This is a genomic window from Shewanella sp. 125m-7, from assembly GCF_052977045.1.
In genome coordinates this window covers 128,502-154,927 of the sequence record NZ_JBRILQ010000005.1, presented here as the reverse complement: position 1 = coordinate 154,927, position 26,426 = coordinate 128,502, and the positions used below count along the sequence as shown (strand labels likewise).

Below are 26,426 nucleotides of genomic sequence, written 5' to 3'. Positions count from 1 at the left end.
GGTATTACTACTGGAAATCAGTTAACTTGCTTTCAATCTAATTTATCATCATTGAGATGAAATAGCCTATTACTGTCGCGGTTACCACGCCAATAAAGCCAGGCATAATAAAGCTGTGATTGACTATGTACTTGCCAATATGGGTCGTCCCGGTTCTATCAAAACTGATCGCCGCTAAGTCACTTGGATAGAAGGGGAAGAAGAAGTAGGCATAGCAGGCAGGCAAAACACCGATAAGCACGGGTGCTGGAATACCTAACGAGAAGCCTAGTGGTAGCATGATTGTCAGCGTCGCAGCTTGGCTCTTAAGGAACACCGATGCGGTAAACATTGCAATCGCGAATGACCAAGGGTGAGCATGAACAATATCGCTCACCGACTCAATTAAATAAGCCTTGTGGTGACCGATAATGGTGTCGCTTAACCAAGCAATACCGAAGATGATGATCACCGCTGTCATACCCGCGATAAACACATTGCTATGGACAATCTTCTTCGGGTCTATCTTGGTCGCAAGCAAGATCACCGCGCCCACCGATAGCATCATAAACTGAATCGCTACCGACATTTTCACGCCTTCAGGCAGCAGTTGGTCGCCAAATATCGCTAAGGCAATCACTGACAGTATGCCAAGTAGGAAGATGCTTAAGCCTCTCTTGGCGATGCTATCACTGTGAGCGCTATCGGTATCATCAGTGTCGATATCAACTAGGCTGTTTCTAAAGTCTTCATCTTGCATACGAGCTTGAAATTCAGGATCTTTATCGAGATCTTTACCACGCTTAAGGCTCCAAGCGGCCGCGACGATTACGCCAATCAATGTTGATGGGATGGTCACCAGCAATACGTCTATTAAGCTGATATCGAGGTTATTCTCCATCGAGGTGGCAATAACCACTGCAGCAGCTGCGGCAATAGGGCTGGCAGTAATGCCCATCTGCGAGGCAATTGTTGCCACTGCTAACGGGCGTTCAGGGCGAATGCCTTTTTTATAAGCCACATCATAAATAACGGGCAATAGTGGATACACCGAGTGGCCAGTACCAACTAATACGGTTAACGAATAAGTACATAGTGGGCCAAGAAATACAATTTGGCCTGGGTGTTTGCGCAGCAGCTTTTCGGCGTAACGTACCAAGAGCTTTAAACCACCCGTCGCTTCCAGCGTTGCAGACGCAGCCACAACCGCCAAAATGATCAACATCACGTTGATAGGTGGCGCACCTGGAGCAATGCCAAACACAAAGGCGAGTATCGATACGCCTAGGCCACCGAGCAGACCAAAGGCCACACCACCGTGGCGGATCCCCACAAAAATAACAGTTAGCAGTAACAGCATATGTACAAAGAACATAGCGGGGTTCCTTTAAGAATATAAGCAGATCGTCAGCAAAGTGCAGACGTAGGCAAAAGCAATTGCAGCGGCCATTAAAGTCATCTTATACCGTATGTTATCGAATGCTTAAATAGTCAGGATTTAACAAGGTGATAGGGCGCATTTATTTGATCAGATTTTTGCCAAAATTGTGAACTGAAACTGACGTGAACCAGCAAATATCGCGGCGAAACAAAGCTTGAATGTGACCGCTAGCAGCGTGTCTGTTGTCATCGCGTCGATTTAAACGCGAGTTAACTGCCAAAGCGTGCTGCAATTGGGTAGAATGAGACAGGTTTTTCATTCATCAGAGTGACGGTATGCACGTACATATTTTAGGGATTTGTGGCACCTTTATGGGTGGCTTAGCATTATTGGCTAGAGCGGAAGGGCACAAAGTCACAGGCAGCGATGCCAATGTTTATCCGCCAATGAGCACGCAACTCGAGGAGCAAGGTATTGAGCTTATCCAAGGCTTCGATCCATCACAACTTGGCAGCAATGAAGACGATGCCCCAGATTTAGTGGTCATAGGTAATGCCATGAGCCGTGGTAATCCTTGTGTTGAAGCGGTATTAAATCGAGGCATTAAATACACCTCTGGCCCGCAGTTTTTGGCGGAGCACATCTTGCCGCAGCGCTGGGTACTTGCAGTATCTGGCACTCACGGCAAAACATCGACATCAAGTATGTTGGCGTGGATTTTAGAAGATTGCGGCTATGAGCCAGGATTTTTAATTGGCGGCGTACCGCAAAACTTTGGTGTATCGGCGCGTCTTGGTGGCTCACCTTTCTTTGTCGTGGAAGCCGATGAATACGATAGTGCCTTTTTCGATAAGCGTTCTAAGTTTGTCCATTATCAACCGCGTACCTTAGTGATTAATAACTTAGAGTTTGATCATGCTGATATTTTTGACGACTTAAAAGCTATTCAGCGACAGTTTAATCATGTAATACGTACCGTGCCGGGCGAAGGTAAGATCATCTGGCCAGCGGATGTGGGCAGCGTGCAGCAAGTCATTGAAATGGGCTGCTGGAGCGAGCAAGAGCAGTACCACCTAGCAGCAAATGCTAAGGGCTGGTATGCGATGAACCTGACTGATGATGGCCATCAATTTGAAGTGTTCTTTAATGGCGAGTCACAAGGTGTTTTAGACTGGCAGCTAATCGGCCAGCACAATATTGAAAATGCGGTTATGGCGATAGCCGCCGCAAGGCATGTGGGTGTTAAGCCTGATGCGGCGATTGCGGCGCTAACTCAGTTTGCACCGCCAAAGCGCCGTATGGAGCTACTTGATACGGTGAATGGCATTGAGGTTTATGATGACTTTGCTCATCATCCAACGGCGATTAGCACATCACTTCAGGGCATGCGCGCACGCGTGGGAACGGGCAAGGTGACGGTGATTTTAGAGCCACGTTCAAACACCATGAAAAGTGGTGTGCACAAAGATACTTTAGCTAACTCATTAGATTTAGCGAGTCATGCTTATCTGTATCAAGCGGGTAATATTGATTGGGATATTCGCGCGGCAATGAGCTCGGCTTCTATTCCGGTTGAGGTCTTGTATGATATCGATGAGATCGTTGCTAAAGTGGCCGCCCAAGCCAGTAGCGGAGATACTATTATTGTTATGAGTAATGGCGGTTTTGGTGGCTTACATCAAAAGCTGCTTGCTACACTTCGCAGTCAAACAGGTAAATAACAGACCATGAGCGTTAAATATCACAAGGCAGAAAAGTCGATTAGTTTGGCATGGACCGGCGCGTCTGGTGCACCTTATGGGCTAAGGCTGCTAGAGATCTTATTGAAAAGTGATTATCAGGTGTTCTTGATGATCTCTTCTGCTGCTAGGGTTGTGCTTGCTACTGAGCAAGGGTTGCAGTTAAGCAGTAATAGTGAAAAAGCCAAGGCGCAGTTATTAGCGCAATTCGGTGAGGTTGCCGGTGAGTTGATTGTATTAGGCAAAGAGGAGTGGTTCTCGCCGCCAGCATCAGGTTCCGCCGCGCCTAAACAAATGGTCATCTGCCCTTGCAGCACGGGTACATTAGCGGCAGTTGCGACTGGTATGAGTAATAATTTACTCGAAAGAGCCGCCGATGTAGTAATAAAAGAACGTGGCCAATTAATCTTGGTTCCGCGAGAAACTCCCTTTAGCGCCATACACTTAGAGCATATGTTGTCGCTTTCAAGACTCGGGGCTACCATTATGCCTGCTGCTCCGGGCTTTTATCATAATCCCAAATCGGTTGAAGATCTGGTAGACTTCATGGTCGCCCGAATTCTTGACCATTTGGGCGTTAACCATGCACTAACGAATCGTTGGGGTTATGACAAACATAACGTTAGCGACATCGACTACTGAGAGTTTTATGAAACACACCACTGAAGTGATGATCACTGCTGAAGAGATCAATCAAAAATTGGATATTTTGGCTGAGCAAATCAATGCTCATTATGCTGATAGCGACCGTTTATTAATGGTTGGCCTGCTGAAAGGTTCTGTTGTTTTTATGGCAGATCTTTGCAGACGCATTAAAGGTCATGTTGAAATCGATTTTATGTCGGTATCAAGCTACGGTAATGAGATGAGTAGTAGCCGTGACGTAAAAATCCTAAAAGACGTACAGTCTGAAATTCAGGGGCGTGATGTACTGATCGTTGAAGATCTTATTGATTCAGGCAATACCTTGAACAAGGTGCGCGAAATGCTGATGCTACGTGAGCCAAAGAGCCTCGCTCTTTGTACGCTGCTTGATAAGCCTGAACGCCGCGAAGTTGACGTACCAGTGGATTTTATTGGTTTTACTATTCCTGACGAGTTTATCGTAGGTTACGGTATCGACTATGCGGAGCAGTATCGTAATCTGCCTTACATCGCTAAAGTTGTACCGTTAGAAGACTAAGCTAAAAATTAAGTTGTTGTGCGGAATAATTAAGGGCAAAACAGCCGGAGTTTATTCACGCAGCAATCTGATTTAATGACTCCCGCTAATGCGGGAGTTTTTATATACCTTTCAAATGGATTGAATAACCATGGCAAATTCACAAGCCGCCCTCGTTATCGACTCGCTAAAAAAAACCTATAAAGGCGGAGTTGAAGCAGTTAAAGGCATTAGTTTAACGGTCAACAAAGGCGATTTCTTCGCGCTTTTAGGCCCAAATGGCGCCGGTAAGTCGACCACAATTGGCGTGATTAGCTCATTGGTGCAAAAGACATCGGGCAAGGTGTCTGTATTTGAACATGACATCGATACCGAATTAGAGTTGGCTAAGCTGTGCATTGGCTTAGTACCACAAGAGTTCAACTTCAACCAATTTGAAACCGTACAGCAAATTGTGGTTAATCAGGCTGGTTACTACGGCGTTAAGCGCGATGTAGCGCTTGTTAGAGCCGAAAAGTATTTAACTCAGTTAGATTTGTGGGAAAAACGCAATAGTGCGGCTCGTGAACTTTCAGGTGGTATGAAGCGTCGCTTGATGATCGCCCGCGCACTGATGCATGAGCCTAAGCTGCTTATTCTTGACGAGCCGACAGCGGGCGTTGATATTGAACTGCGCCGTTCAATGTGGGCATTCCTGACAGATCTTAACGCTCAAGGCGTGACGATTATCCTCACCACCCACTATTTAGAAGAAGCCGAAATGCTGTGTCGTAATATCGGTATTATCGACAAAGGCGTGCTGGTGGAATGTACCAGTATGAAATCGCTGCTCAGTCGTCTAAATATGGAAACGTTTGTACTCGATTTAAAAGATGACTTAACTCAAGTACCGCAGCTCAGAGGTGTACAGTGTCGCTTGATTGATAGCCATACTCTAGAAGTTGATGTGGCTAAAGAACAGGGCTTGAATAGTGTGTTTGTGCAGTTAAATGATCAAGCTATACAAGTGCTGTCGATGCGTAACAAGGCAAACCGCTTAGAAGAGCTGTTTGTTGAGTTAGTCGAGAAGGGTAAAAACGGCGGAGATGTGAAATGAATATGAAAGCGCTGTATTTCACAGCTTTTAAAAGTATTTTAACCAAAGAAATTAATCGATTTACCCGTATCTGGGTACAAACATTAGTGCCACCTGCAATCAGTATGACCTTGTACTTTTTAATATTTGGTAACTTGGTTGGCAAACGTATCGGTGATATGGGCGGCGTATCGTATATGGAGTTTATCGCGCCGGGTCTTATCATGATGGCGGTGATTACTAGCTCATATTCGAACGTGGTGTCATCGTTTTTTAGTGCTAAGTTTCAGGGTAACCTTGAAGAGCTGATTGTTGCACCTGTACCGCATTACGTGATTATTGCCGGTTATGTTGGCGGCGGTGTCGCCCGGGGATTGTGTGTCGGCACGATAGTCACCTTAGTGGCGATGTTCTTTGTCGATATTAGCATTCATCATCTAGGGCTCGTGGCGGTAACTGTGTTGCTTACCGCGATATTGTTCTCGTTAGGCGGTCTGATTAACGCGGTATTTGCTAAGAGTTACGATGATATTAGTATAGTACCGACCTTTGTATTGACGCCTTTGACCTATTTAGGGGGCGTATTTTACTCGCTCTCTTTATTGCCTGAATTTTGGCAAGGTGTGTCGGCGCTTAACCCCATTGTGTATATGATCAACGTATTCCGCTATGGCTTCTTGGGTTACGCGGATATTAGCGTGTCTTTATCTGTAGCGATAATGGTGGGATTCTGTGTTGGCCTGTGGAGTGTTGCTTACTACTTGATTTCTCGCGGTATCGGCCTTAGAAGCTGATCAGCGCTGAGCGCTCACATCATCTCAATAGGTATAATACCAATTGAGATGATGCTGATTGAAAAACGCCAACAGTTTTGCTGTTGGCGTTTTTGTTTTTGTTGGTATTAGTATTAGTATTGGTATTGGTATTGGTATTGATCGTTGTATTGGCTTATTGATGCTCGATAAACGCGATAATCTCAAACAATGACCTTATATCCTTAGCACTGAGTTTACTGGTACAGCAGTGGCCTGCTTGGCTAGCATGCAGGCGTGTCCATTGGATCAGGGTCTCAAAATCGATTTGAGGTGAACACAAATGCAAACATGGCGTGTGATGACTCTTATCTAGCTGATAGCTTTTGCCATCATTATCGATAAAGATGGCGGTGTGAAGCTCAGCTAGCATGCTTGTCTGCTCTGCATAGTCATCTATAGAATCAAGGTAGAAAAGCTCGTCTTGCTGCTTTTGTTTTAACAAAATAGGCCAATTTAGGGATTTTAGATCCATTTGAATCGCTCCAACCAGCAAGATTAGATAAGTAAAGTGATTGCTAGAGATATGATTGTAATCGCTTTTAGTTAGTTGCTGTGGTCTCTTGTTCTATCAATGATTTTCTATCACTAAGCAGATTAATGGCACCTGCGTTAACTTGCACAAGTTGATCGAAATGTTGGTTCATCTCGTTAAGTGACTCGATATATTCTGGATCGCTAGTTAGTTTTTTCTGCCAGTAACGATTACGTTCAAGTTTTTGTAACTCACTCGCTCTGAGTATTTCGTAATAGCTGTTTTCTTGGCGTAGGCGATACACTTCGCTATCAAGTAGTTGAAGTAAGCGTTTTTTAGAGATGGTTTTTTTGTTAAGTAAGGCTTGCAGAGGATCTTGCACTTTGGCGCGTTTATCAGAATCGATTTCAGTGGTGATCCCCAGCTGATACTCGATTTTATGCTGACGGAATTCTTTAGGACACGACTGCTGACTAAAAACGATTTTGTCGTTTTTTATGCACTTAAAAATACTATTTGCCTGTGCAGAACCTGTAAAAATCAGGCAAATTAAAGTGAAAATTACTCTCGCCATCCGGCTAACTATCCTTATTGACCGTCGATAACAGTACTTAGTCGATATCAGTAAATCGATGTTGATTTAGCGTGTAGGTTGTTTTTGATTAACAATATTACTTAAAAATTAACAACCTGGGTACTATGGCTTAAGTTGACTGAAAACACCAGTTTTTTGACACTAAAAAATTGCACTTTAAAAGTATCGACAACTGCTATATAGCAGGCTGGGATGAGTTATTAACTTGATGATTTTTTGGAACTATTGCTTGATGATTATTGAATCTAGTGATTGGTGCTTTACCTGTAGGGAATGGCCATTTTTGGCAAGCTCAGCGGATGTTTGTGCAATAAAAAACGGTTCAAAACTAAGTTGTGAACCGTTAAATTGCACAGCATCAAAATGCTTATGGGCCGATACTTAAATTAGCACTGAAATCTAGCACTGAAATCTAGCACTTAAATCTAGCACTTAAATCTAGCACTTAAATCTAGCACTTAAATCTAGCACTTAAATCTAGCACTTAAATCTAGTACTGAAATCTAGCACTTAAATCTAGTACTGAAATCCAGTACTTAAATCTAGCACTTAAATCTAGCACTTAAATCTAGTACTTAAATCTAGCACTTAAATCTAGTACTGAAACGCAAGTACCGGAACTTAAGCACTGAACGCAAGTACTGCAAGTACAGATAGATAAATGTTAGTTCACCAAATTGACGACGAGATTATCAATCAGTCGTGTTGCGCCCATATAGGCAGCGACTAAAATGACCAAGTCTTTGTCATTTGGCGTCGCCATTGCAAATGTATTGGCATTTCTTACATCTAGATAATCATTGTTAAAGCCCGCTTCTGCGAGCTCTGTTTGTGCTTTAGCTATCACGTCAGCGATGGCTACGCCAGATTTTAGCGACTCCGCCATTTTATCTAAGCTGCGCTTTATCTGCGCGGCCTGCTGTTTTTGCTCAGTGCTTAGGTAGCCATTGCGTGAACTCATAGCAAGCCCAGACGCTTCGCGTATGGTGTCAACGCCAACAATCTCAATCGGCATCGAAAGATCTTCCACCATAGTGCGGATGACTAATAGTTGCTGAAAGTCTTTTTGACCAAACACCGCGACATCTGGTTGTACTATGTTAAACAGCTTACAGACAATGGTCGCTACGCCTCTAAAGTGTCCTGGGCGACTGGCACCACAAAGCACATCAGAAATATTGGGCACTTCAACATAAGTTTGGGCATCCATTCCTTTCGGGTAGATGATGTCTGGCGTAGGGGTGAACAGTAACTCTGCGCCAGCGGCAATTAAGGCTGCTTGATCATCGGCTAAGGTTCTTGGGTAGGCATCGAGATCTTCGTTTTGCCCAAATTGCATCGGATTGACAAAGATAGAGGCAACCACGTGATCGGCACGGGTTTTTGCTTCTTTGACTAAGGTGATATGACCTAAGTGCAAGTTACCCATAGTGGGTACAAATGCAACGGTTTTGCCTTGTTGACGCCATGCTTTTACTTGCGCACGGATATCTGAAATAGATTGAGTCGTGATCATGGTTTTACTGCTCTAACACTCAATTTGAAAATGCGCTCCCAGTGGATGGACTAGGAGCAGATAATTAGTTAAACGTATGCTCGTCGCCAGGAAAAACACCTTGAGCCACTTCGTCAATATAGGCTCGAACTGCTGCGCGAATTTCGCCAGTTTGCTTGAGGTAGTTTTTAGAGAAACGTGGAATATAACCACTAGAGATCCCGAGCACATCGTGCATCACTAGGATTTGACCATCGGTATCTTTACCCGCGCCAATACCGATAACCGGTATCGTAAGGGCATCGGTGATGGCTTTAGCTAGAGAAGCTGGGATACATTCAACCACGAGTAGTTGCGCGCCAGCAGCTTCCAATGCCTTAGCTTCATCTAGAATACGCTGCGCATTGTCAGCATCACGCCCTTGTACTTTAAAGCCGCCAAATACATGAACGGATTGCGGGGTTAATCCCAAGTGGGCACATACAGGAATACCGCGCTCTGTCAGCATAGATACACTTTCGAGTAACCAGTGGCCACCCTCAACTTTAACCATATTGGCGCCTGCTTGCATAAGCGTTGTGGCGTTAATCATGGTTTGCTCAGGTGTGGCGTAGCTCATAAAAGGCATATCAGCGATCAGCAGTGAATGCTCAACACCGCGGCGTACGCAACGAGTATGGTAGGCAATATCATCAACCGTCACCGGTAAGGTGTCGCTATGTCCTTGCAGTACCATTCCCATTGAATCACCGACTAATAATACGTCAATCCCTTCGCTATCGAACGCGCTGGCAAAGCTAGCATCATAGGCTGTTAATGCGGTGAACTTTTTACCTTCTTGCTTAAAGGTACGCAGTGTAGAACTTGTAATTTTAGACATAATGGTAATTTTAAAACCCAATTTGTGAAGTGGTTATATGCCAACAAAGGCTCAACTTCAATGTTCTCGGTGTTTGACTGTCTCATAACGGACGCGCGTCATACTATCAGAAAATAACAGTCTGCTGAATGTTACTTATGTCGCCGTCGGTTTTCGAGCCAAGATTAATTCAGCTCTTAATGACTCATTGATGAGGCTCGATAGTGACGTGTTGTCTGGCAGAATAAGTGCGGGTGCAATATCAGCTAGCGGGATCAGTACAAAACTGCGATCTCGCATTCCATAATGAGGCACGATTAAGCGCGGAATGTCGATATGGTGATCGCCATAGAGTAATAAATCTAGGTCAAGTGTTCTTGGGCCCCAACGTAGCGCTCGTAAACGGCCTTGCTGGTTTTCAATAGCTTGTAGTGCATCGAGTAGCTCAATAGGGGCAAGGTCGGTGTTAAATCCTGCAACGGCATTGACGTAATCAGGCTGCTCAACGTCACCCATAGGGGCGGAGCGATAATAGGGGGAAATAGAAAATGAATCGGCAGCTGCCAGACTCAATAACGCATCACATGCGCTATCGAGTTGGCTTATCGGATCGGCTAAGTTTGCGCCTAACGCCACATAAACTTGAACCATTATTCTGCAGATTTTGACGCCGGTTTTGCACTTGGCTTACGACGTCTATTAGTGTTACGGCTACGGCCACCTTTATTGGTAGAGCGAGCGATCACATTACGCTGATCTTCATTGCCTTCGACAAAGCTCTTCCACCAAGCGGCATTTTTAGCGGTAAGGCCGCCTTCAGCATTGCCACGTAGCAAGAGCAGATCGTAAGCGGCCCTAAACTTAGGGTGCTCCATAAATCGATAAGCTTTGGTGCCCTTGTTACGCTCGAACCTAAGTTGTAACTGCCAAATGTCTTTGGCTACAGTGCTAAAGCGGCGCGGAATACTAATCGAGCGGCATTGCTGCTCCATAATATCACCCATAGCTGCAGTGTATGCATCATAGGTCGATAGGCCACTTTCTACTGCAATATCGTCGGCACGCTGGCTCAATGGATACCAAAGCAGTGCTGCATAGAAAAATGCGGGGGTAACCGGTTTATCCTGGGCGACCCGCTCGTCAGTACTTTGCATCATCTCTTGCATTAACTTAGCGGTTTCACCGTTTGGATATTCTTTTAGCAGTGTTTCTACTAATGGGAATAACGGTTCGAAAAGGCCAAGTTCACGCATCATATTAAAGTTTTGCAGCGCTTTTCCGGCGAAAAACATCTTCAGTACTTCTTCATACATGCGCGCAGCAGGAATATCTTTAAGCAAGCTAGCTAACCCTTTAATCGGCTTAGCAGCTTTCGCTTCAATGGTCATATCCAACTTAGTCGCAAAACGCACTGCACGTAACATGCGCACAGGATCTTCACGGTAACGTTTTTCAGGGTCACCAATTAAGCGAATCGTGCGAGATTCTAAATCTTGTAATCCACCGCCGTAGCTGTGAATTGAAAAATCGCTAATATCGTAATACAAAGCGTTGACGGTAAAGTCTCGACGCTCAGCATCTTCATCGATACTGCCGTAAACGTTGTCACGTAATAGGCGACCAGATTCATTGGTCTTTGAGATTTTTTCACCGCTATCAACGTGATGACCACGTAAGGTGGCGACTTCAATCACATCGCGCCCAAAAACGATATGCGCGAGACGGAAGCGGCGACCAACAAGGCGGCAGTTACGGAATAAGCGCTTGATCTCTTCTGGGGTGGCATTGGTGACTACATCGAAGTCTTTCGGTTGCAGACCCAATAAGATATCGCGTACGCCGCCGCCGACCAAGTAAGCTTTAAAGCCTGACTTGTGTAGTCGATAGAGTACTTTGATCGCATTGTCGCTGATCTGGCTGCGAGAGATCGCGTGCGCATTTCTAGGCACGACCTCTAAACTAAGACCTGTCTGCGTGTGTTCTTCAGTTTTTGGACTATCTTCAAAAAACTGTTTACAGAATTGGCTAATACGACGAAAAATGGGACACCTCTGATTTGGATCTTCGTTTGGGTAAAAAACAAGTGGGCTATGATAACTCAATTAAAGCTTAATGAGTATACGATTGAGCTCACGTATCGAGCAGTATTTCCGATTGTTTTGGCACCTTAGAGAGATTGAATTGGCTAACGGCCTGTTCAATCATCTTACTGGCTTGAGATTCCATCGCAACGGGGGCTTGGCCTAAGAAGGCTAATGCCGCGTTAATACTGGCTTGCGGATGCATATTATCGATTGCAGGCGCATGGTTTTGCTTAGACAGTTTTCTGCCTTTTTCTGCACAGGCTAACGGTAAATGCAGCCACTTGGGTGCAGGCTTTTGTAATATTCTATACAAGCTTTCTTGGCGGCAAGTGGGCTCAAGTAGATCGCAGCCTCTTACCACTTCGGTTATTTGCTGATGAATATCATCGAGCACAACAGCGAGCTGATAGGCATATAAACCATCACTTCGCTTGATAATAAAGTCCTCTGCAGCAAAGGTTTTATCGACAGAAATTCGGCCCATATGTTGGTCGACAAAATGTTCGACAGCAAATGGGTTGTGTACGCGAATCGCCCCTTGGCTCAGTGGCTGACAGAGCTTGCCGCAGCGGCCATCGTAACGGCTACCCATCGCTTGGATCTGCTTGCGGGTGCACTGACAATAATAAGCTTGGCTGTGCGCCAACAATTGCTCAATCTTAGCTTGGTACACATCTAAGCGTTGGCTCTGATAGAGCACAGTGTCATCCCACTCAAGGCCATAAGCTTCAAGGGTGTTAAGGATTGCACTGCTAGCGCCTGCGATTTCACGTGGAGGATCGATATCTTCGATACGAACCAACCATTTCCCCCCCAAAGAGCGGGCACGTAAAAAACTGCCGAGGGCAGCAATCAATGAACCAAAATGAAGAGGACCAGATGGGGAGGGCGCAAAGCGGCCTATATAGGAAGTCGTATTAACCATTTACTGTATAGTAAAACAAAAGAGCGGAGCCATAAGCTCCGCACTTAAGGCAGAAATTAACCTGCCATTTGCTTTTCTTTGATCTCAGCAAGTGTTTTACAGTCAATACATTGATCGGCTGTTGGACGTGCTTCTAATCGGCGAATACCGATTTCAATGCCACAAGATTCGCAGAAGCCAAAATCGTCTTCTTCAATATGTTGCATTGTCTTTTCGATCTTCTTAATTAGCTTACGTTCTCTGTCACGAGCGCGTAACTCTAAGCTGAACTCTTCTTCCTGAGCTGCACGGTCGACAGGGTCTGGGAAATTAGCCGCTTCGTCTTGCATGTGATTAAGAGTACGATCAACTTCTTCACGTAATTGGTTACGCCATGCTTCAAGAATCTTCTTAAAGTGACCCAATTGAGCCTCGTTCATGTACTCCTCACCCGGTTTTTCCTGGTAAGGATCTACACCTGCGATAGCGAGCACGCCAAGTTTTCTAGTGCCTTGAGGCATAACGCATCTCCTGTTAATCATTTGCGTTGTAGGGCGTCTTTAATAACGGCCGCTATCTATACCAGAAAGCTTTATACTAGGCAAATAATTTGTGTTAATTGGGGCCTGTTATTTGACTATGTCCGCTATTACGCACAATTTCAACCCTATCTTTTGATTTAAAGCCTAACTGGACAGGATTTAACCAAACGCGTCTCAACAGGTGATAACTCAGCTTTGTAGGCGATAATTTCTACACCTTTACTATGAGCCTCGCTAAGAAGAGTTGCGTAACTAGGGTCGATATGCGCCGCTGCTTGTACACTATTAATGCCCGAATGTTGAACAACAAATAACAGTACTGCTCGTTGCCCTTGCTCAACCATTTCCATCAGCTCTCGCAGGTGTTTCTGCCCGCGGGTGGTTACCGCATCGGGAAAGTAACCTAGGCCCTCATCTAATAAGGTACAACTTTTGACTTCTATATAGCAGCTCGCCTTGTTAGCGTCTTCGAGCAGAATATCGATGCGGCTATTTTCACTGCCGTATTTAACTTCACGTCGCAGCGAGCCATAACCTTGCAGCTCGGTGATCACGCCGTTGTTAATTGCCTCTTCCGCGAGTGCGTTAGCGCGGCCAGTATTAATCCCAATTATGTGGCCTTCTGGGGTTTCGGCTAGCTCCCAAGTGCGGCTATATTTTCGCTTAGGATTGTCTGACACCGAAAACCAGACTTTCTGGCCCACAAATAAGCAATTTTTCATCGAGCCGGTATTTGGACAATGAATCGTTACTTGCTCACTGTTGGCAAGCGTAATATCTGTTAAGAAGCGTTTATAGCGCTGGATTAATACGCCAGTGTCGAATCCAGGATTAAATTCCATTTTACCGTTTAGCTTAGGTTGTTTTGTCATAGGTTAACAGAATTGAATCCGTGATTGGGTTTTGCCGACAAGTTAACTTGATAGCTGGTCATAGAAAAGCATTAGTACAAAAGGGTTAGTGCAAAAGGCTTAGCATAAAAGTGCAAGGTTGAAAACCGCTCGGGGTAGGCGCTAGCTGTCTTAAAAAACTGCCACATATATCGTTAAGCCGTCATCGCGATCCACTTTAGATATCGCAATGGATGCAGTAGACTGCCTGCACTAAAAATAGGCTGGTTGCCGATAAAGCAAGCCAAAAGCTGCTGTTATCGGGACATCGATTCATATAATAAGGACCTAGAATGACGGATTTAATGAAAGTAACCCTGACCCATGACGCCGCTGCAGCCCATTGGGGCAGAGCTGATGTGACCTTTCAAGGGGATGTCGCTTCTATTCATTTAATAGCAGGGGACGCCTTACTGCATGTCCAGCAAGCCGCACGCAAACTCGAACTACAAGGTGTCACTCAAGTGGCGTTAACTGGCGAGCTATGGACCTTGGACCTACAGTGGGCTTTCGCTCAAGGCTTTGCGACTGCACTGACGACACCTGTCATCAAATGGACAGGCAATGCTGCGACTCAAGACTTACTCACGAGCCGCCTAGAAAGCGCGACATTTGCGCGCCAACTTATCAACGAAACCCCTGAAAACCTATCGCCAGTGGTACTTGCCACGCAAGCGGCAAAATGGCTTAGCGACATCGGTGGAGATAAGGTGACTTACCGCATTATCGAAGGCGAAGAACTGCTAGAGAAAAAGTGGATTGGTATCCATGCTGTTGGCCGTGGCAGTGAGCGTCCGCCAGCATTGCTAGAGCTCGACTTCAATCCATTAGCTGATGACGCGCCAGTCTCTGTTGCGCTTGTCGGTAAAGGTATCACCTTTGACTCAGGCGGTTATAGTATTAAAGGCTCTGAAGGCATGCTTGGGATGAAGTGTGATATGGGCGGCGCGGCGACGGTGACGGCGGCCTTAGGCCTTGCGATGAAGTCAGGTCTTAATAAGCGCGTTAAGCTGTTTTTATGCTGTGCGGAAAACTTGATCAGTGGCCATGCTTACAAGCTAGGTGACATTTTAAAATACAAGAATGGCGTAACAGTTGAAGTGGTGAATACCGATGCCGAAGGTCGTCTAGTGCTAGCCGATGGTTTGCAAGCGGCGTCTGAAACGGGCGCACCACTGATTATTGATGCCGCAACACTTACCGGCGCCGCAGTGATGGCGGTAGGCACTAACTATAACGCAATTTTCTCACCTAAGGCTGAAGTGTTGGCATTGGCACAGCAAAAAGCATTGGCTGTGGGTGAACGAGTATGGCCACTGCCACTCGATCCTTGGCATAAAGATAATTGCCCAAGCCCGTATGCTGACACGGCAAACAGTCGTCCGATGAAAGGCGGTGGTGCGGGCGGCGCATCGAACGCCGCGGGTTTCTTATGGCGTTTTGTATCACCACAAGCCAACTGGCTGCATATTGATTTAGCCTCGGCATTTTCTGATGCCGGTGATCATTTATGGTCTCCTGGTGCAACGACCCATGGCGTATTAACTATCGCGGGTTTGCTTGAAGACTAGCGGTTAACTGCGTCTTAATGTTTTTTTAAGACGTAAATGGCTGTTGTTTTACGATAGAGCCTCGCGAAAGCGGGGCTTTTGCCTTTGATGCACGAATGATGTACGAATAATGATAAAGATCAAATATCACTAAATCAGCCTTTGCCAAAAAAAGTCTTATGTTGCAGTATTGTTGCCAATCAAGGTTGCAACAAAACATAGGTTCTTCTCCCAATGAAGCTGAGTTTTAGTGAGTTCTCCATAGACAGTGAAACATTAGAACTGCATATCGATGGCAATTGCGTGGCTATCGATGAGCGAAATATCACCCTGTTGCTCATCTTGGCTCAGTCCTATCCTAGCCACTGCAGCAAACAAGACTGCTTAGATAAAATCTGGCAAGAGACGGTTGTGTCCGATATGTCTCTGTCTAAGTTGGTTTCTGATACGCGTAAGTTGTTTCATAAGGCCGGTTACTATGGTCCATTGATTCAAACCGTTCATGGGCGTGGTTATCGCTTAGAACATGTGTTGGGCAAGCAAGTTGTACAACAGGCTCAGTTAGCGCGGGAAACTCAACTACACCTACAGTTGCACGAGCAGGGCTCTGATGAGACTGTTCAAGAGGCAGCTCAAGAGACAGGTGCTGAGCCTGTGACGAACGAGCAGCCAGCCTCGGTATTTCATGGTAAGCATCAATCTAGTTCCAGCAGACAAACGCCATTGTGGGAGCTTTTTGCTAAAGGGGTCATTGCGTTATTGTTGTTGATCGGTTTGATAATTCAGTTTCAGCATGTCACTAATCCAAGCCATGAACACACGGCTGACGCAGATCATCAGCATACCGATAGTGCTGGTCATGATAAAGAAACAGTAAGACAACTTGCTTACAGTGAACCAAACGGTGCGATAGCTCGGGTGCTATGGGTTGATGATCATCCAGAAAATAATCTTGTAGAGAAGGCTTATCTCGAGCAAATAAATATCGGTGTATATAACACGGTCACTTCAGAAGAAGCGCTGATGCTGCTAACTATGTACAACTATCAGGCGGTGATCTCTGACATGGGCCGCCATGGTGATTCATTAGCTGGGCTAAAGTTATTGCAAGCCATGCGAGCAGCGGGAAATCGCACTGCGTTTTACCTTTATACTTATGTTGAGTCGCCTGGAGTTGTTGATGCGATTTATGAAAGCGGAGGTCAGGCTGTGGTGCTCGACTCTGAGACGCTCTATAAATTAGTGCTTAGCCATATTGAGCAGGAAAGCATGTAGACCGCTAGGAATTCAACACTTTTCAGCTTATTTCAAAGTTTGTCAGTGGGTAATTACCCAAGGATATGATACCAATATAGATGACGGGTTGTTATACCAATCGTTAAGCGGGGCGCTTGGGTGATAAACAGTCGATGATTGTACAAGATGGTTCTGCTTTTATCCCATTCTTCGATTAGCCACCTAGAGAAAGGTGGCCTTTTTTTATCTGCAGTTTGTCAGTTTTATACCAATCACAGCTTTAATAATACGATTGGTATTATTAAAGCTGTAGCAGAGGTTTAATCGTTAAATCCATCATGAATAAACAGATGCTTAGTTTGATTAAAGTTGCTCTCACTGCAATTAACAAAGTCGATGGCGTATTGAGCATGCTCTAATCTAAACTTGGCGACTTTGGCAATTTCATACTCATTCATCACGATATTCATCGCTTCTTGAGTCCACTCGGCTTCACCTGTGCCAATTTTTACTTCTGGTGGATCGTAGTGAGTCACCATCCAGTTCTGTAGTGCTTCGGCATCAATTTCACCTAGCTTCCAAGAAGTCAGCAGAGTGAGTAGCTGCGTTTTAGTTATTTCGGTGGTTTCCATGAATATCTCATTGGCTGGAACATAATGCTGCATAGGGTAGCTCAGATTTCATAAAGCACCTAGTTCCCACGAATGGAGTGTTGGATATTCGACCCCATTAAGGCCTGGGTAGGATTCAAATAGCTGAAGCTGTAATGGCTGTAGGCGCATAGCGTGATAATGAACTCCGCTAGCTTCCGCCATAGCCTTACGCGAAAGGGTTATATGGGGATTAAAACTATGCTCACTACAATGTAAGCCAAGTTCGGCAGCGATAAGCTGTGCATCCTGCGCAAATTGACGTAAGCCGCTGTCGGTAGCATCGCCCTTAAGGCAGAGGATTTTTGGTTTACTCCAATGGGCTAAGGTATCGAGCGTGACACTGAACGTAGGTTTACTCATTTTATCGACACTATCGATAAGTGTTTTTATTTGAGTTGGGCTAGCGGCACCAAGAAAGGCGAGCGTCATATGCAAGTTAGCGCTAGGGACCAATCTGACACTATTAGGGAGTTGAGTTTGGATTGCTGTTATCTGCTCAGTTTGGGCTGAATTGAGGCTAAAGCCTAAGAATACACGTTGAGTTGTCGTTGACATATTCGCTCCCATAAAAGCAGTTGATACAAGCTGTTTAGTCCTAGGTGGCTTTTAGAGTACACTAGCGAATAACAGTTTCATTTTATTCATGCAGGTTAACGAGCATATTTAGGGTTTATTTCTCCCCTAATCACTCATGGCATGAACTTATTATAACGGTATAAAAGACCCTCTCGTGACCTCATTACCTATACATTCACTGTTACAACCGCTGCGTGACGCTTTTAAGTGTCAGCAGCAGGTGATCCTCGAAGCGCCGACTGGCGCAGGTAAGTCCACCGCCTTACCGCTCGATATGCTCGATTGGCCAGAGATAAGCGGTAAAATTTTGATGCTAGAGCCAAGGCGAGTCGCAGCGCGTAATGTGGCGCAGTTTATTGCCAAGCAGCGCGGATGTGAATTAGGTAAAGAGGTCGGTTATCGAGTCAAAGGTGACTCGCGGGTTTCTGCTAATACACGTTTAGAGATAGTTACTGAGGGGATTCTCACCCGTATGATCCAGCAAGATCCCGAGTTATCGGGTATCGATATGGTGATTTTTGATGAGATCCATGAGCGGCATCTCACCACAGATCTCGGTTTAGCGTTGGCGTTAGAGATCCAAGCCAGCTTTCGAGAAGATTTAAAGATCCTTGCGATGTCAGCAACATTGTCTGGCTTGCCGCTTGCCAAGCTGATGCCTGAGGCCATAATGCTGAACAGCGAAGGCCGTAGCTTTCCGGTTGAACATAGTTATAGCAGCGTGCCCAATCAGGGGCACTGGCTCGATCATATGGCCAAGGTGATCATCAATAGCCTTGACGAGCACCCACAGGGTTCATTGTTGGCCTTTTTACCTGGTCAAGGTGAGATTAATCGCTTACACACCATGTTGAGTGCGCGTTTAGACTCAAAGACCACAATTATCTGTCCTTTATACGGCAGCCTTAGCGCAAAGGCACAAGATTTAGCCATTGCGCCTGCGCCACGCGGCATGCGAAAAGTGGTACTCGCCACTAACGTGGCTGAGTCGAGTCTGACTATTGAGGGGATCACCCAAGTTATCGATTCCGGTTATAAGCGTCAGGCACGTTTTAACCCTAAAACCGGTGTGACTCGTTTATCACTAAAACGAATTAGCCAAGCATCGGCAGCCCAGCGTGCGGGGCGAGCTGGTCGACTTATGGCTGGCTTTTGTACTCGACTATGGAGCCAAGAGGAGCATGGGCGGTTATTAAAAGCCGATGAGCCTGAGATCGTGCATAGTGATCTGCTGTCAATGGTACTCGATGCAGCCTTCTGGGGGGTTAAATCACTTAGCGAGTTGCCTATGCTTACCCAGCCTTCGCAAGCAAATGAGAATGTAAGTTGGCACTTACTTCAAGTCATGGGCATGGTTAATAACTCTCGAGTGATTACCAGCCATGGCCGCGCCGCGCACCAGCTTGGTTGTAATCCTAGATTGGCGCACATGTTATTGCTTGCCAAGCAGCAAGCTGGGCAACAGCAAGATATTAATCTCGCGGTACTCGCCTGCATTTTGGCGGCAACGTTAGAGTCACGTAGTCGTAGTCGGCAGGGTGCAGATATTAGCCGTTATCTTAATGAAGCGATTCAAGGTGAGACACGCCAGCAGATCCGTAACTGGGTCAGCACATTAAACCTCACCGCGTTAGGCAAGATTGATCTGAACGAGGCGGTGCGCCATGCCAGCAATGATGATATCGCCATGTTATTGGCTTTTGCATTTCCAGACCGAATCGCCAAGGCCCGTGGGGTCAGCGGTTATCAGCTGGCCAATGGCAGTGGTGTAGAGCTGGCCAATGACGATGCGCTAGCGGGAGCAAGTTGGTTAGTGGTTGCAGACCTTCAAGAAACTGAAGGGCGCAGTCAGGGTAAGGTGTATCTAGCTGCATCGCTTAATGAGCCATTATTTGATGCACAGTTAGCCAGCTTGGTTGAAAGCGTAGAGTATTGCGGTTGGGATGATGTTAAAGGCCGTTTTTACGCAGAAAAACAGCGTAAAGTTGGCCAGATATTATTAACCAAAGAGGCGATCAAAGTCGTCGACAAGCGCTTAATAAAGGGCGCGCTATTAGAACAGATAAACTTAAAGGGGCTAGCATTAGTTAATTTCAACAGTCAATGCCAGCGACTGCAAAATCGTGTCGCTTTAGCGAAGCAATACTGCCCAGAATATACTTGGCCAGCCCTCGATAATGACTCACTGCTCAATACCCTTGATGACTGGCTCGCACCTTACTTAGATGACGTGCGCAGTTTGGCACAATTAAAGCAAATAGATTGTTATACTCTGCTGCTTAATTTATTACCTTGGGAGTTGCAGCAGCAACTAGAGGCGTTGCTTCCAAGGAGCTGGCCAATGGCGACGGGGACTCAAGTTAGCATCGATTATGATGCTAACGGCCGCGCACTATTGAGCGTAAGGCTACAAGAAGCACTGGGCATGGCACAAAGCCCGGTACTTGCACAGGGCAAGCTCATCGTGACCATGGAGTTGTTGTCCCCCGCACATAGGCCGTTAGCGTTAACCGCCGATCTTGCGAGTTTTTGGCAGGGCCCCTATGAGCATGTTAAGAAAGAGATGAAGGGAAGGTATCCAAAGCATTTATGGCCAGATGATCCTGCTAATACCCAACCGACCAAATTTACTAAAAAGAAGACGTTTAGCTCGCAATAAGCTTGAGCACGTCGCGGACCGATAATGACTGATAAAGCTACACCGAAAGCCAGCGTGAAAAAAGCGCCAGCAAAGAAGAGCGTTGCCGCAAAAAAAACGCGAGCAAGCAAAAAGCCGACTAACAAGAAAGCCAGTAATGGATGGAGCAAAAAGCTTTGGTCTATCTGCTGGAAATTGGGCCTTGTCTTAGCCGTGATCATCGCATCTTATGCAATCTATCTTGATCAAATTATTGCCCGCAAATTTGAAGGGCAAAAATGGCATCTGCCAGCCCAGGTGTTTAGTCGCTCTATGGCGCTGTATCCCGGTGCAGCAGTGAGTCATGGCCAGTTAATGTCGGAGCTTAAACTGCTGGGTTATCGTAAGGTGGCTAATCCGCGTCAGGTCGGGGAGTTTTCGGCTTCTAAAACCAAGATCGATCTATGGCGTCGACCATTTTTGCATCCGCAAGGCGATCAAGCGGAGCAGAGGGTGATGATGACCTTCGACAGTAATGGTGTCGTATCGGTTGCCCGTGATAGCGATAAGCGTCAGTTAGCGGTATTTCATCTTGAACCTGTTTTACTCGACAGAATTATCACTGGTGATGGTGAAGACAGGTTGTTTGTTTCGACCGATAAGATCCCTAAACCAATTGTTAATGCACTTATCTTAGTTGAAGATCGCAGTTTTTATGAGCATCACGGTGTTAACCCGTTTGCTATTTTACGTGCCGCTATGGTCAATATCAGTGCAGGGCGTACTGTACAAGGTGGCTCGACCCTAACTCAGCAGTTGGCTAAGAACTTCTTCCTATCCAGTGAACGTTCGCTTAGCCGTAAACTTCGTGAAGCTTTGATGGCGATCATTATCGATTTTCGTTATGAGAAAGATGAGATCTTAGAAGCTTATCTTAATGAAGTGTATATGGGACAAGATAAAGCCCGTGGTGTACACGGTATGGGCTTAGCTTCGCAGTTTTATTTTGGTCGACCAATCGCTGAGTTAACTGTGCCGCAGCAGGCATTTTTGGTCGCAGTGATTAAAGGGCCCTCTTATTACAATCCGTGGCGCTACCCTGAGCGTGCGACAGAACGTCGTGATCTCGTCTTGCGCTTGCTGATGGAAGCCGGCGACTTGAATGTGGCTCAATATCAAGCGGCGGTAGAGTCTCCTTTAGGACTTAGATTAGCCAATAAATCAGTGCATCAAAAGCTGCCAGCCTTCTTCGCTGTGGTTAAGCGTGAGCTTGCCAACCGCTATGGTGATGCCCTGTTGCAGGAATCTGGAATAAAGGTCTACACCACGCTTGACCCTATGGCGCAGGAGGCCGCAGAAAAAGCGGTTGAACAAACCTTAAAGCAATTGGGTAAAAACGATAAAAGTCTGCAAGTGGGCATGGTACTGACCGATAAATACTCGGCAGGCATTGCCGCAATGGTGGGCGATAAGGTGCCAAGCTATAAAGGTTTTAACCGTGCGGTAGAAATTCGCAGGCCCATAGGCTCATTAATTAAGCCATTTGTGTATGCCACAGCGTTAAATGATGGCAAGCAATATAACTTAATGTCGCCTTTAAAGGATCAGCCTATTACGCTGAAAAATGGCCAAGGCAAAACCTGGTCGCCACAGAACGTTGATAAGAAGTTCCGTGATCAAGTACCTTTACTCACTGCATTTAAGAACTCAATGAACGTGCCGACCGTTAATCTGGGTATGGCGATTGGCGTGAGTAGTGTGGCCACAACGTTAGATAAAGCAGGCTGGAAGGATAAGATCCCTGAATACCCTTCAATGCTACTTGGCGCAGTAAACGGCTCGCCATTAATGGTGGCACAGGTATTCCAAACTATTGCCGATGATGGTCGCTATCGCCATTTAAATTCGGTGACGACGGTATTGAACGCCCAAAACCAACCGCTGGCAGCTTCTAGGCCGCAAGCGGTGCAAAGTATTCCAGCAGCCAGTAATTACTTAGTTAAATACGCTATGACCCAAGTGGTTGAGTCGGGTACGGCAAGACGTTTAGGCAGTGCATTCCCTTATGTGACGTTAGCGGGTAAGACAGGCACCAGTAATGACTCGCGTGATTCTTGGTTTGCTGGCTTTGATGAGCGAAATGTGGCTGCTATTTGGATTGGCCGTGATGACAACGGTAAGACAGGGCTTTACGGTAGTAGCGGCGCAATGGCTGTTTACCAAGCCTTCCTTAACCATCGTGCGCCATTGAGCCTGCGCATGGCGCCAGTTGATGGCGTAGTGCAGGGCTACTTTGAGAAAAATACCGGTAAGGCCGAAGAGCCACAATGCGCCAATGTGGTAAAAGTGCCAGCCCTTAGGGATAGTTATCAGCCTGTGGCTAATTGTGGTGAACCTGTTCCTTGGTGGAAGAAGCTGGTTGGCGGGTAATTTATAACGTGTGGTTAACTCTGAGTCGGTCATTAACTCAGTAAGTCTTTTAGATAGAGTCTTCTAGATTGAGTCTTCTAGATTGTCATCTTAATATGCCCATTGATGTTTTGCATCAATGGGCATATTTGTATGTAGCTGGGAGGCGTTAAGACTAGCCCGCTAGAGTCTGTACTCGACGTGCTTTTAGTAGATAAACCAAGGGAATAATCGCTATAACAATCAGTAAGGCTGCCAAATTACCGTTTTGGACCACGCCATAACGTGCTGCAATAATACTGCCAAGTAAGGCGCCACTGCCAATGCCCACGTTGAATAATCCGGAATAGATAGCCATAGCCACATCGGTTGCATCTGGCGCGAGCTTGAGCGCTTTAGATTGCAAAGATAAGCACATCAACATCATGCCTGTACCCCATAAAATACACAGCGGCAGCAATAACCCTATTTGACTCGCGATGAAGGGGAGTATCGCCATACAAGTGCCGAGTGCTGCTATAGCAAGCATTAGCAGTCGTTGAGCATGGCGCGCTTGATAGCGACTAAATAGCGCACTGCCAATTAATCCTGCTGCACCGAATATCAACAAAATCATAGTGGTGATATTGGCCGAATAGCCAAAATGCTCTTGCAGTAATGGTTCAAGATAAGTGTAAACGCTGTAGTGTGCAGTAACGAGCGTCATGGTTAATAAATACAGCCACAGCAGCGCTTTGTTGCTCGCCAATGCTGGTAGGCTTCGCCAGCTACCACCATGGGTTGCAGGTAAGGTTGGCAGGCCACGCCATAGCAATAACATCATGCCCAGAGTCAGTACACCGATTAAGGCAAAAATACTGCGCCACCCCATTAATTGACCCACAACGCGCCCCATAGGGATGCCTAGCACTAGCGCCAACACGCAGCCTGTAGCAAAGATACTCAAGGCTTTGGCGCCTTGCCCTTTAGGGGCTAAGCGTACGACTAACGCCGGAGCAATAGCCCAAAATAACGCATGGGTTAAGGCGATACCGATACGGCCCGATAGCAAGATATCGTAGCTTGGCGCCCAGACGCAGATCCCGTGACTGATGATAAACACCGACATTAACCCGAGCAGAAGTTTCTTACGCTCAAAGCGTGCAAACAAGAGTACGGCTGGCAGAGATGCGAGTGCAACCACCGCAGCATACACTGTGAGCATGGGGCCGATAGCAACCGCACTCATATTAAAGCTTTGGCCAAGGTCTGATAAGAGGCCTACAGGAACAAATTCAGTAGAGACAAAGACAAAAGCGGTCAGTGCCAGTAGCCACACTGGAGCCCAAGCGAGGAGGCGCTGTTTCATCGGGTCTGGTTTCATCGGGTCTAAATCAAAATCAAAAGGGCGGCAAGTCTACGCTCAAATCGAATTTTTGGCGAGTGGGTTAGCGATGGTGTGAGATATAAAATGTTTAACTTGTGAGCAGTGAGACAGTTTTACTTTTGCCATTATTTTGTGATTTTTAGGACCTAGGACCTAGGACCTAGGACCTAGGACCTAGGACCTAAGACCTAGGACCTAGGACCTAAGACCTAGGACCTAAGACCTAGGACCTAAAAGCTAAAAGCCTAGAGCGCTCATAAACTCGCTGCGAGGACAGCTTTGCTGTTAGAGCGGACTGCGTCCTGCTATACGGTCAAGAGTCTGCATATGTTGTTGATGTAGGTTGGGCTTTAGCCCATCGCGGATGAGAATTAACTAAAGGGGGAAATGACGGCATAAATGCCGAGCTACTATAAAGAAGGCCCTAGGATCCAGAACCTGCTTTTCCTAGAACCTTCTTCTAAAACCTCTTCAATAAAAAATAACGTTCTGGGCTTCTTGCTGTGGCCGGCACTGTACCAATGATCTCAAATCCGAGTTTTTGATAAAAGACCGGAGCCTGAAAAGAGAGGGTATCGAGTTGCGCCTGAGTACAGTCACGCTTTATAGCCTCAATCTCCGCTTGCAGCATAAGCTTGCGGCCAAGTCCTGTGCCTCGCGCTGCCTCATCGACCCAAACGACGTTAATCAAAAAGTTATCGTAGATAGTACGCCCAGCGACACCGCCAATGAGTTTGCCATTATCATCATGGGCAACAATAGTCAGCGGCTTTGAGGTTTCAGGCCCCATATGAGCAAAGTTATGCTGCCGAACACCTTCGACCAAGGCATCAACAATGGCAGGGTTTTCATCGTGGATCACATCTATGTTCATCTTAACGTCCATTTTTATTGTTTTAGGTTGGCTCAGTTTTTCTTTTTCGTGTCAGCCTTTCCGGCTTTACCCGGCTGTTACCGTCTTAGCCTTTCCTTGCACCTAGGACCTAGAACCTAGAACTTAGCACCTAGAACCTAGAACCTAGATTCCTATCGTCTTTTCTTTCTTGCCGGCTTTTGCTGTAACCAAATATAGATCCCGCTAAACGCCATGATTAACAAACTTAAGGCTACTAAATCCATTATCCAAGGGCCTAATGAACCAAAGAGGCGGCCGCTGTGTAAATCAAGTAATACCCGCTCCCAGCTTAATCGACTCGCTCTAATTTGTTCTGCAACCTTGGTGGTGTCTGCATCATCTATGGGGTGAACCCAATCAATGGCTACCAGAGGTTTTATTGCGGTCCATTCGATAATATCGCTATCGGCCTTATATTGGCCTGTTGTCGTTTGTAGCCATAATTCTTCGCCGTATCCAAGGGCTTGAATATTATTGGGGAGACCGGTCGCTGCACTTTGTGTTTCAAATAGATCACCTTGGGCGGATAACAGGTAAAGCTGGTGGCTGTCGATAGCGACAATGATCTCTTGCTTGATAGCGATCGCTAACACTTCAGTGTTCGCTTCTAAAATTAATTTATCGTTAAGCCACACTTGGTTACCAGAGCTGGAAAGAGTCTGTGGTGAACTTTGATAGACGGCGATATTGGTTGGCGCTTTTATGCCGTAGTAATCGAGTAACCAAGCCTGCTTTACATGGGCTGTATCGAGAGACAGGTGGTTGCTGTGATTGATTAACACCCCAGTTACGGCGATAAAAATCACGAAAAGCGTCGAGAAAATGCCGATGCGGCGATGCCAAGGACGTAGTTGGCGCAGTATTTTTACTCTAAGATTTGGGTGTTTACGGGTCATTATGGCACCGGTTGACCTTCTTGTTGTTTTAATGATCAGCCCCTAGGTTGCTTAAATCACGTTGCTTAAGACGCGTTGCTTAAGTCACGTTGCTTAAGGCACATAGCCTAAGGCTTTAAATGCGAATGCAGCTCATTTACTTTACAGCAACACGTGCCACGACTGAACTGTTAAATGCTTTTTATCATAGGGCTGTTGAGTTTTGCCGTATCTTGTTGCTCAAAATAGAGAGCATA

General features: G+C 46.0%; 24 protein-coding genes. 9 read left to right on the top strand and 15 right to left on the bottom strand.

The genetic code is table 11. The features are described 5' to 3' along the window. Nucleotides 1–37: 37 nt before the first annotated feature. Entirely contained in the window at nt 38–1,354 is a 1,317-nt protein-coding gene (locus ACVBIL_RS04020; RefSeq protein ID WP_447165698.1) for an anaerobic C4-dicarboxylate transporter, read from the bottom strand. A 341-nt stretch (nt 1,355–1,695) separates the two neighbouring features. Between ACVBIL_RS04020 and mpl the strand changes: the two genes are divergently transcribed. The 5 genes from mpl to ACVBIL_RS03995 all read left to right on the top strand — a co-directional run bounded on the left by mpl (nt 1,696) and on the right by ACVBIL_RS03995 (nt 6,130). Then, nucleotides 1,696–3,081, top strand: a complete 1,386-nt coding sequence (gene mpl, locus ACVBIL_RS04015) for a UDP-N-acetylmuramate:L-alanyl-gamma-D-glutamyl-meso-diaminopimelate ligase (protein WP_447165697.1) — start codon at nt 1,696–1,698, stop codon at nt 3,079–3,081. A 6-nt stretch (nt 3,082–3,087) separates the two neighbouring features. After that, nucleotides 3,088–3,741 (top strand): flavin prenyltransferase UbiX, encoded by a 654-nt coding sequence (locus ACVBIL_RS04010; protein ID WP_447165696.1) that lies wholly within the window; start codon nt 3,088–3,090, stop codon nt 3,739–3,741. A gap of 7 nt (nt 3,742–3,748) precedes the next feature. After that, nucleotides 3,749–4,282, top strand: coding sequence for a hypoxanthine phosphoribosyltransferase (gene hpt / locus ACVBIL_RS04005; RefSeq protein ID WP_447160935.1), 534 nt, complete (start codon nt 3,749–3,751; stop codon nt 4,280–4,282). 130 nt (nt 4,283–4,412) lie between these two features. Next, nucleotides 4,413–5,357 carry an ABC transporter ATP-binding protein gene (locus ACVBIL_RS04000; protein ID WP_447165695.1) on the top strand — a complete coding sequence of 315 codons (945 nt, stop codon included), beginning with the start codon at nt 4,413–4,415 and terminating at the stop codon, nt 5,355–5,357. Between the two features lie 2 nt (nt 5,358–5,359). Then, entirely contained in the window at nt 5,360–6,130 is a 771-nt protein-coding gene (locus ACVBIL_RS03995) for an ABC transporter permease (protein WP_447165719.1), read from the top strand. 154 nt (nt 6,131–6,284) lie between these two features. On the opposite strand, the gene ACVBIL_RS03990 is transcribed toward ACVBIL_RS03995, so the two are convergent. The 9 genes from ACVBIL_RS03990 to sfsA all read right to left on the bottom strand — a co-directional run bounded on the left by ACVBIL_RS03990 (nt 6,285) and on the right by sfsA (nt 13,944). After that, nucleotides 6,285–6,623 (bottom strand): DUF4144 family protein, encoded by a 339-nt coding sequence (locus ACVBIL_RS03990; protein WP_447165694.1) that lies wholly within the window; start codon nt 6,621–6,623, stop codon nt 6,285–6,287. Between the two features lie 67 nt (nt 6,624–6,690). Beyond that, entirely contained in the window at nt 6,691–7,197 is a 507-nt protein-coding gene (locus tag ACVBIL_RS03985) for a DUF4124 domain-containing protein (protein ID WP_447165693.1), read from the bottom strand. A gap of 685 nt (nt 7,198–7,882) precedes the next feature. Further along, nucleotides 7,883–8,734, bottom strand: a complete 852-nt coding sequence (panC, locus tag ACVBIL_RS03980) for a pantoate--beta-alanine ligase (RefSeq protein WP_447165692.1) — start codon at nt 8,732–8,734, stop codon at nt 7,883–7,885. A 64-nt stretch (nt 8,735–8,798) separates the two neighbouring features. Next, entirely contained in the window at nt 8,799–9,593 is a 795-nt protein-coding gene (panB, locus tag ACVBIL_RS03975) for a 3-methyl-2-oxobutanoate hydroxymethyltransferase (protein WP_447165691.1), read from the bottom strand. Between the two features lie 135 nt (nt 9,594–9,728). Continuing rightward, nucleotides 9,729–10,223, bottom strand: coding sequence for a 2-amino-4-hydroxy-6-hydroxymethyldihydropteridine diphosphokinase (gene folK / locus ACVBIL_RS03970; protein WP_447165690.1), 495 nt, complete (start codon nt 10,221–10,223; stop codon nt 9,729–9,731). Next, nucleotides 10,223–11,521, bottom strand: coding sequence for a polynucleotide adenylyltransferase PcnB (gene pcnB, locus ACVBIL_RS03965; RefSeq protein WP_447165689.1), 1,299 nt, complete (start codon nt 11,519–11,521; stop codon nt 10,223–10,225). Before pcnB ends, folK begins: the two co-directional genes overlap by 1 nt. Before the next feature lie 181 nt (nt 11,522–11,702). After that, on the bottom strand, nt 11,703–12,581 hold the full coding sequence (gluQRS, locus tag ACVBIL_RS03960) for a tRNA glutamyl-Q(34) synthetase GluQRS (RefSeq protein WP_447165688.1): 879 nt from the start codon (nt 12,579–12,581) through the stop codon (nt 11,703–11,705). 56 nt (nt 12,582–12,637) lie between these two features. Continuing rightward, nucleotides 12,638–13,081, bottom strand: coding sequence for an RNA polymerase-binding protein DksA (dksA, locus tag ACVBIL_RS03955; RefSeq protein WP_012275883.1), 444 nt, complete (start codon nt 13,079–13,081; stop codon nt 12,638–12,640). Between the two features lie 158 nt (nt 13,082–13,239). After that, entirely contained in the window at nt 13,240–13,944 is a 705-nt protein-coding gene (gene sfsA / locus ACVBIL_RS03950; RefSeq protein ID WP_447165718.1) for a DNA/RNA nuclease SfsA, read from the bottom strand. A gap of 341 nt (nt 13,945–14,285) precedes the next feature. On the opposite strand from sfsA, the gene pepB reads away from it, so the two are divergent. Both pepB and ACVBIL_RS03940 read left to right on the top strand, forming a co-directional pair. Beyond that, complete coding sequence (pepB, locus tag ACVBIL_RS03945; RefSeq protein WP_447165687.1) at nt 14,286–15,563, top strand: aminopeptidase PepB; 1,278 nt, start codon at nt 14,286–14,288, stop codon at nt 15,561–15,563. A 213-nt stretch (nt 15,564–15,776) separates the two neighbouring features. Continuing rightward, nucleotides 15,777–16,817 (top strand): winged helix-turn-helix domain-containing protein, encoded by a 1,041-nt coding sequence (locus tag ACVBIL_RS03940; protein ID WP_447165686.1) that lies wholly within the window; start codon nt 15,777–15,779, stop codon nt 16,815–16,817. Between the two features lie 281 nt (nt 16,818–17,098). On the opposite strand, the gene ACVBIL_RS03935 is transcribed toward ACVBIL_RS03940, so the two are convergent. After that, nucleotides 17,099–17,410 (bottom strand): hypothetical protein, encoded by a 312-nt coding sequence (locus ACVBIL_RS03935; protein WP_447165685.1) that lies wholly within the window; start codon nt 17,408–17,410, stop codon nt 17,099–17,101. A gap of 48 nt (nt 17,411–17,458) precedes the next feature. Then, nucleotides 17,459–17,986 carry an RNA 2',3'-cyclic phosphodiesterase gene (gene thpR / locus ACVBIL_RS03930; RefSeq protein WP_447165684.1) on the bottom strand — a complete coding sequence of 176 codons (528 nt, stop codon included), beginning with the start codon at nt 17,984–17,986 and terminating at the stop codon, nt 17,459–17,461. A gap of 175 nt (nt 17,987–18,161) precedes the next feature. Between thpR and hrpB the strand changes: the two genes are divergently transcribed. Beyond that, the gene (gene hrpB, locus ACVBIL_RS03925; protein WP_447165683.1) at nt 18,162–20,666 is read left to right on the top strand and encodes an ATP-dependent helicase HrpB; all 2,505 of its coding nucleotides are present in this window, start codon (nt 18,162–18,164) and stop codon (nt 20,664–20,666) included. A 24-nt stretch (nt 20,667–20,690) separates the two neighbouring features. Then, nucleotides 20,691–23,054 carry a penicillin-binding protein 1B gene (mrcB, locus tag ACVBIL_RS03920; protein ID WP_447165682.1) on the top strand — a complete coding sequence of 788 codons (2,364 nt, stop codon included), beginning with the start codon at nt 20,691–20,693 and terminating at the stop codon, nt 23,052–23,054. Between the two features lie 154 nt (nt 23,055–23,208). On the opposite strand, the gene ACVBIL_RS03915 is transcribed toward mrcB, so the two are convergent. The 3 genes from ACVBIL_RS03915 to ACVBIL_RS03905 all read right to left on the bottom strand — a co-directional run bounded on the left by ACVBIL_RS03915 (nt 23,209) and on the right by ACVBIL_RS03905 (nt 26,190). After that, nucleotides 23,209–24,381 (bottom strand): sugar transporter, encoded by a 1,173-nt coding sequence (locus ACVBIL_RS03915; RefSeq protein WP_447165681.1) that lies wholly within the window; start codon nt 24,379–24,381, stop codon nt 23,209–23,211. 478 nt (nt 24,382–24,859) lie between these two features. Continuing rightward, the gene (locus ACVBIL_RS03910) at nt 24,860–25,273 is read right to left on the bottom strand and encodes a GNAT family N-acetyltransferase (protein WP_447165680.1); all 414 of its coding nucleotides are present in this window, start codon (nt 25,271–25,273) and stop codon (nt 24,860–24,862) included. Nucleotides 25,274–25,425: 152 nt separating this feature from the next. Continuing rightward, on the bottom strand, nt 25,426–26,190 hold the full coding sequence (locus ACVBIL_RS03905; RefSeq protein WP_447165679.1) for a PepSY-associated TM helix domain-containing protein: 765 nt from the start codon (nt 26,188–26,190) through the stop codon (nt 25,426–25,428). Nucleotides 26,191–26,426: the final 236 nt, after the last annotated feature.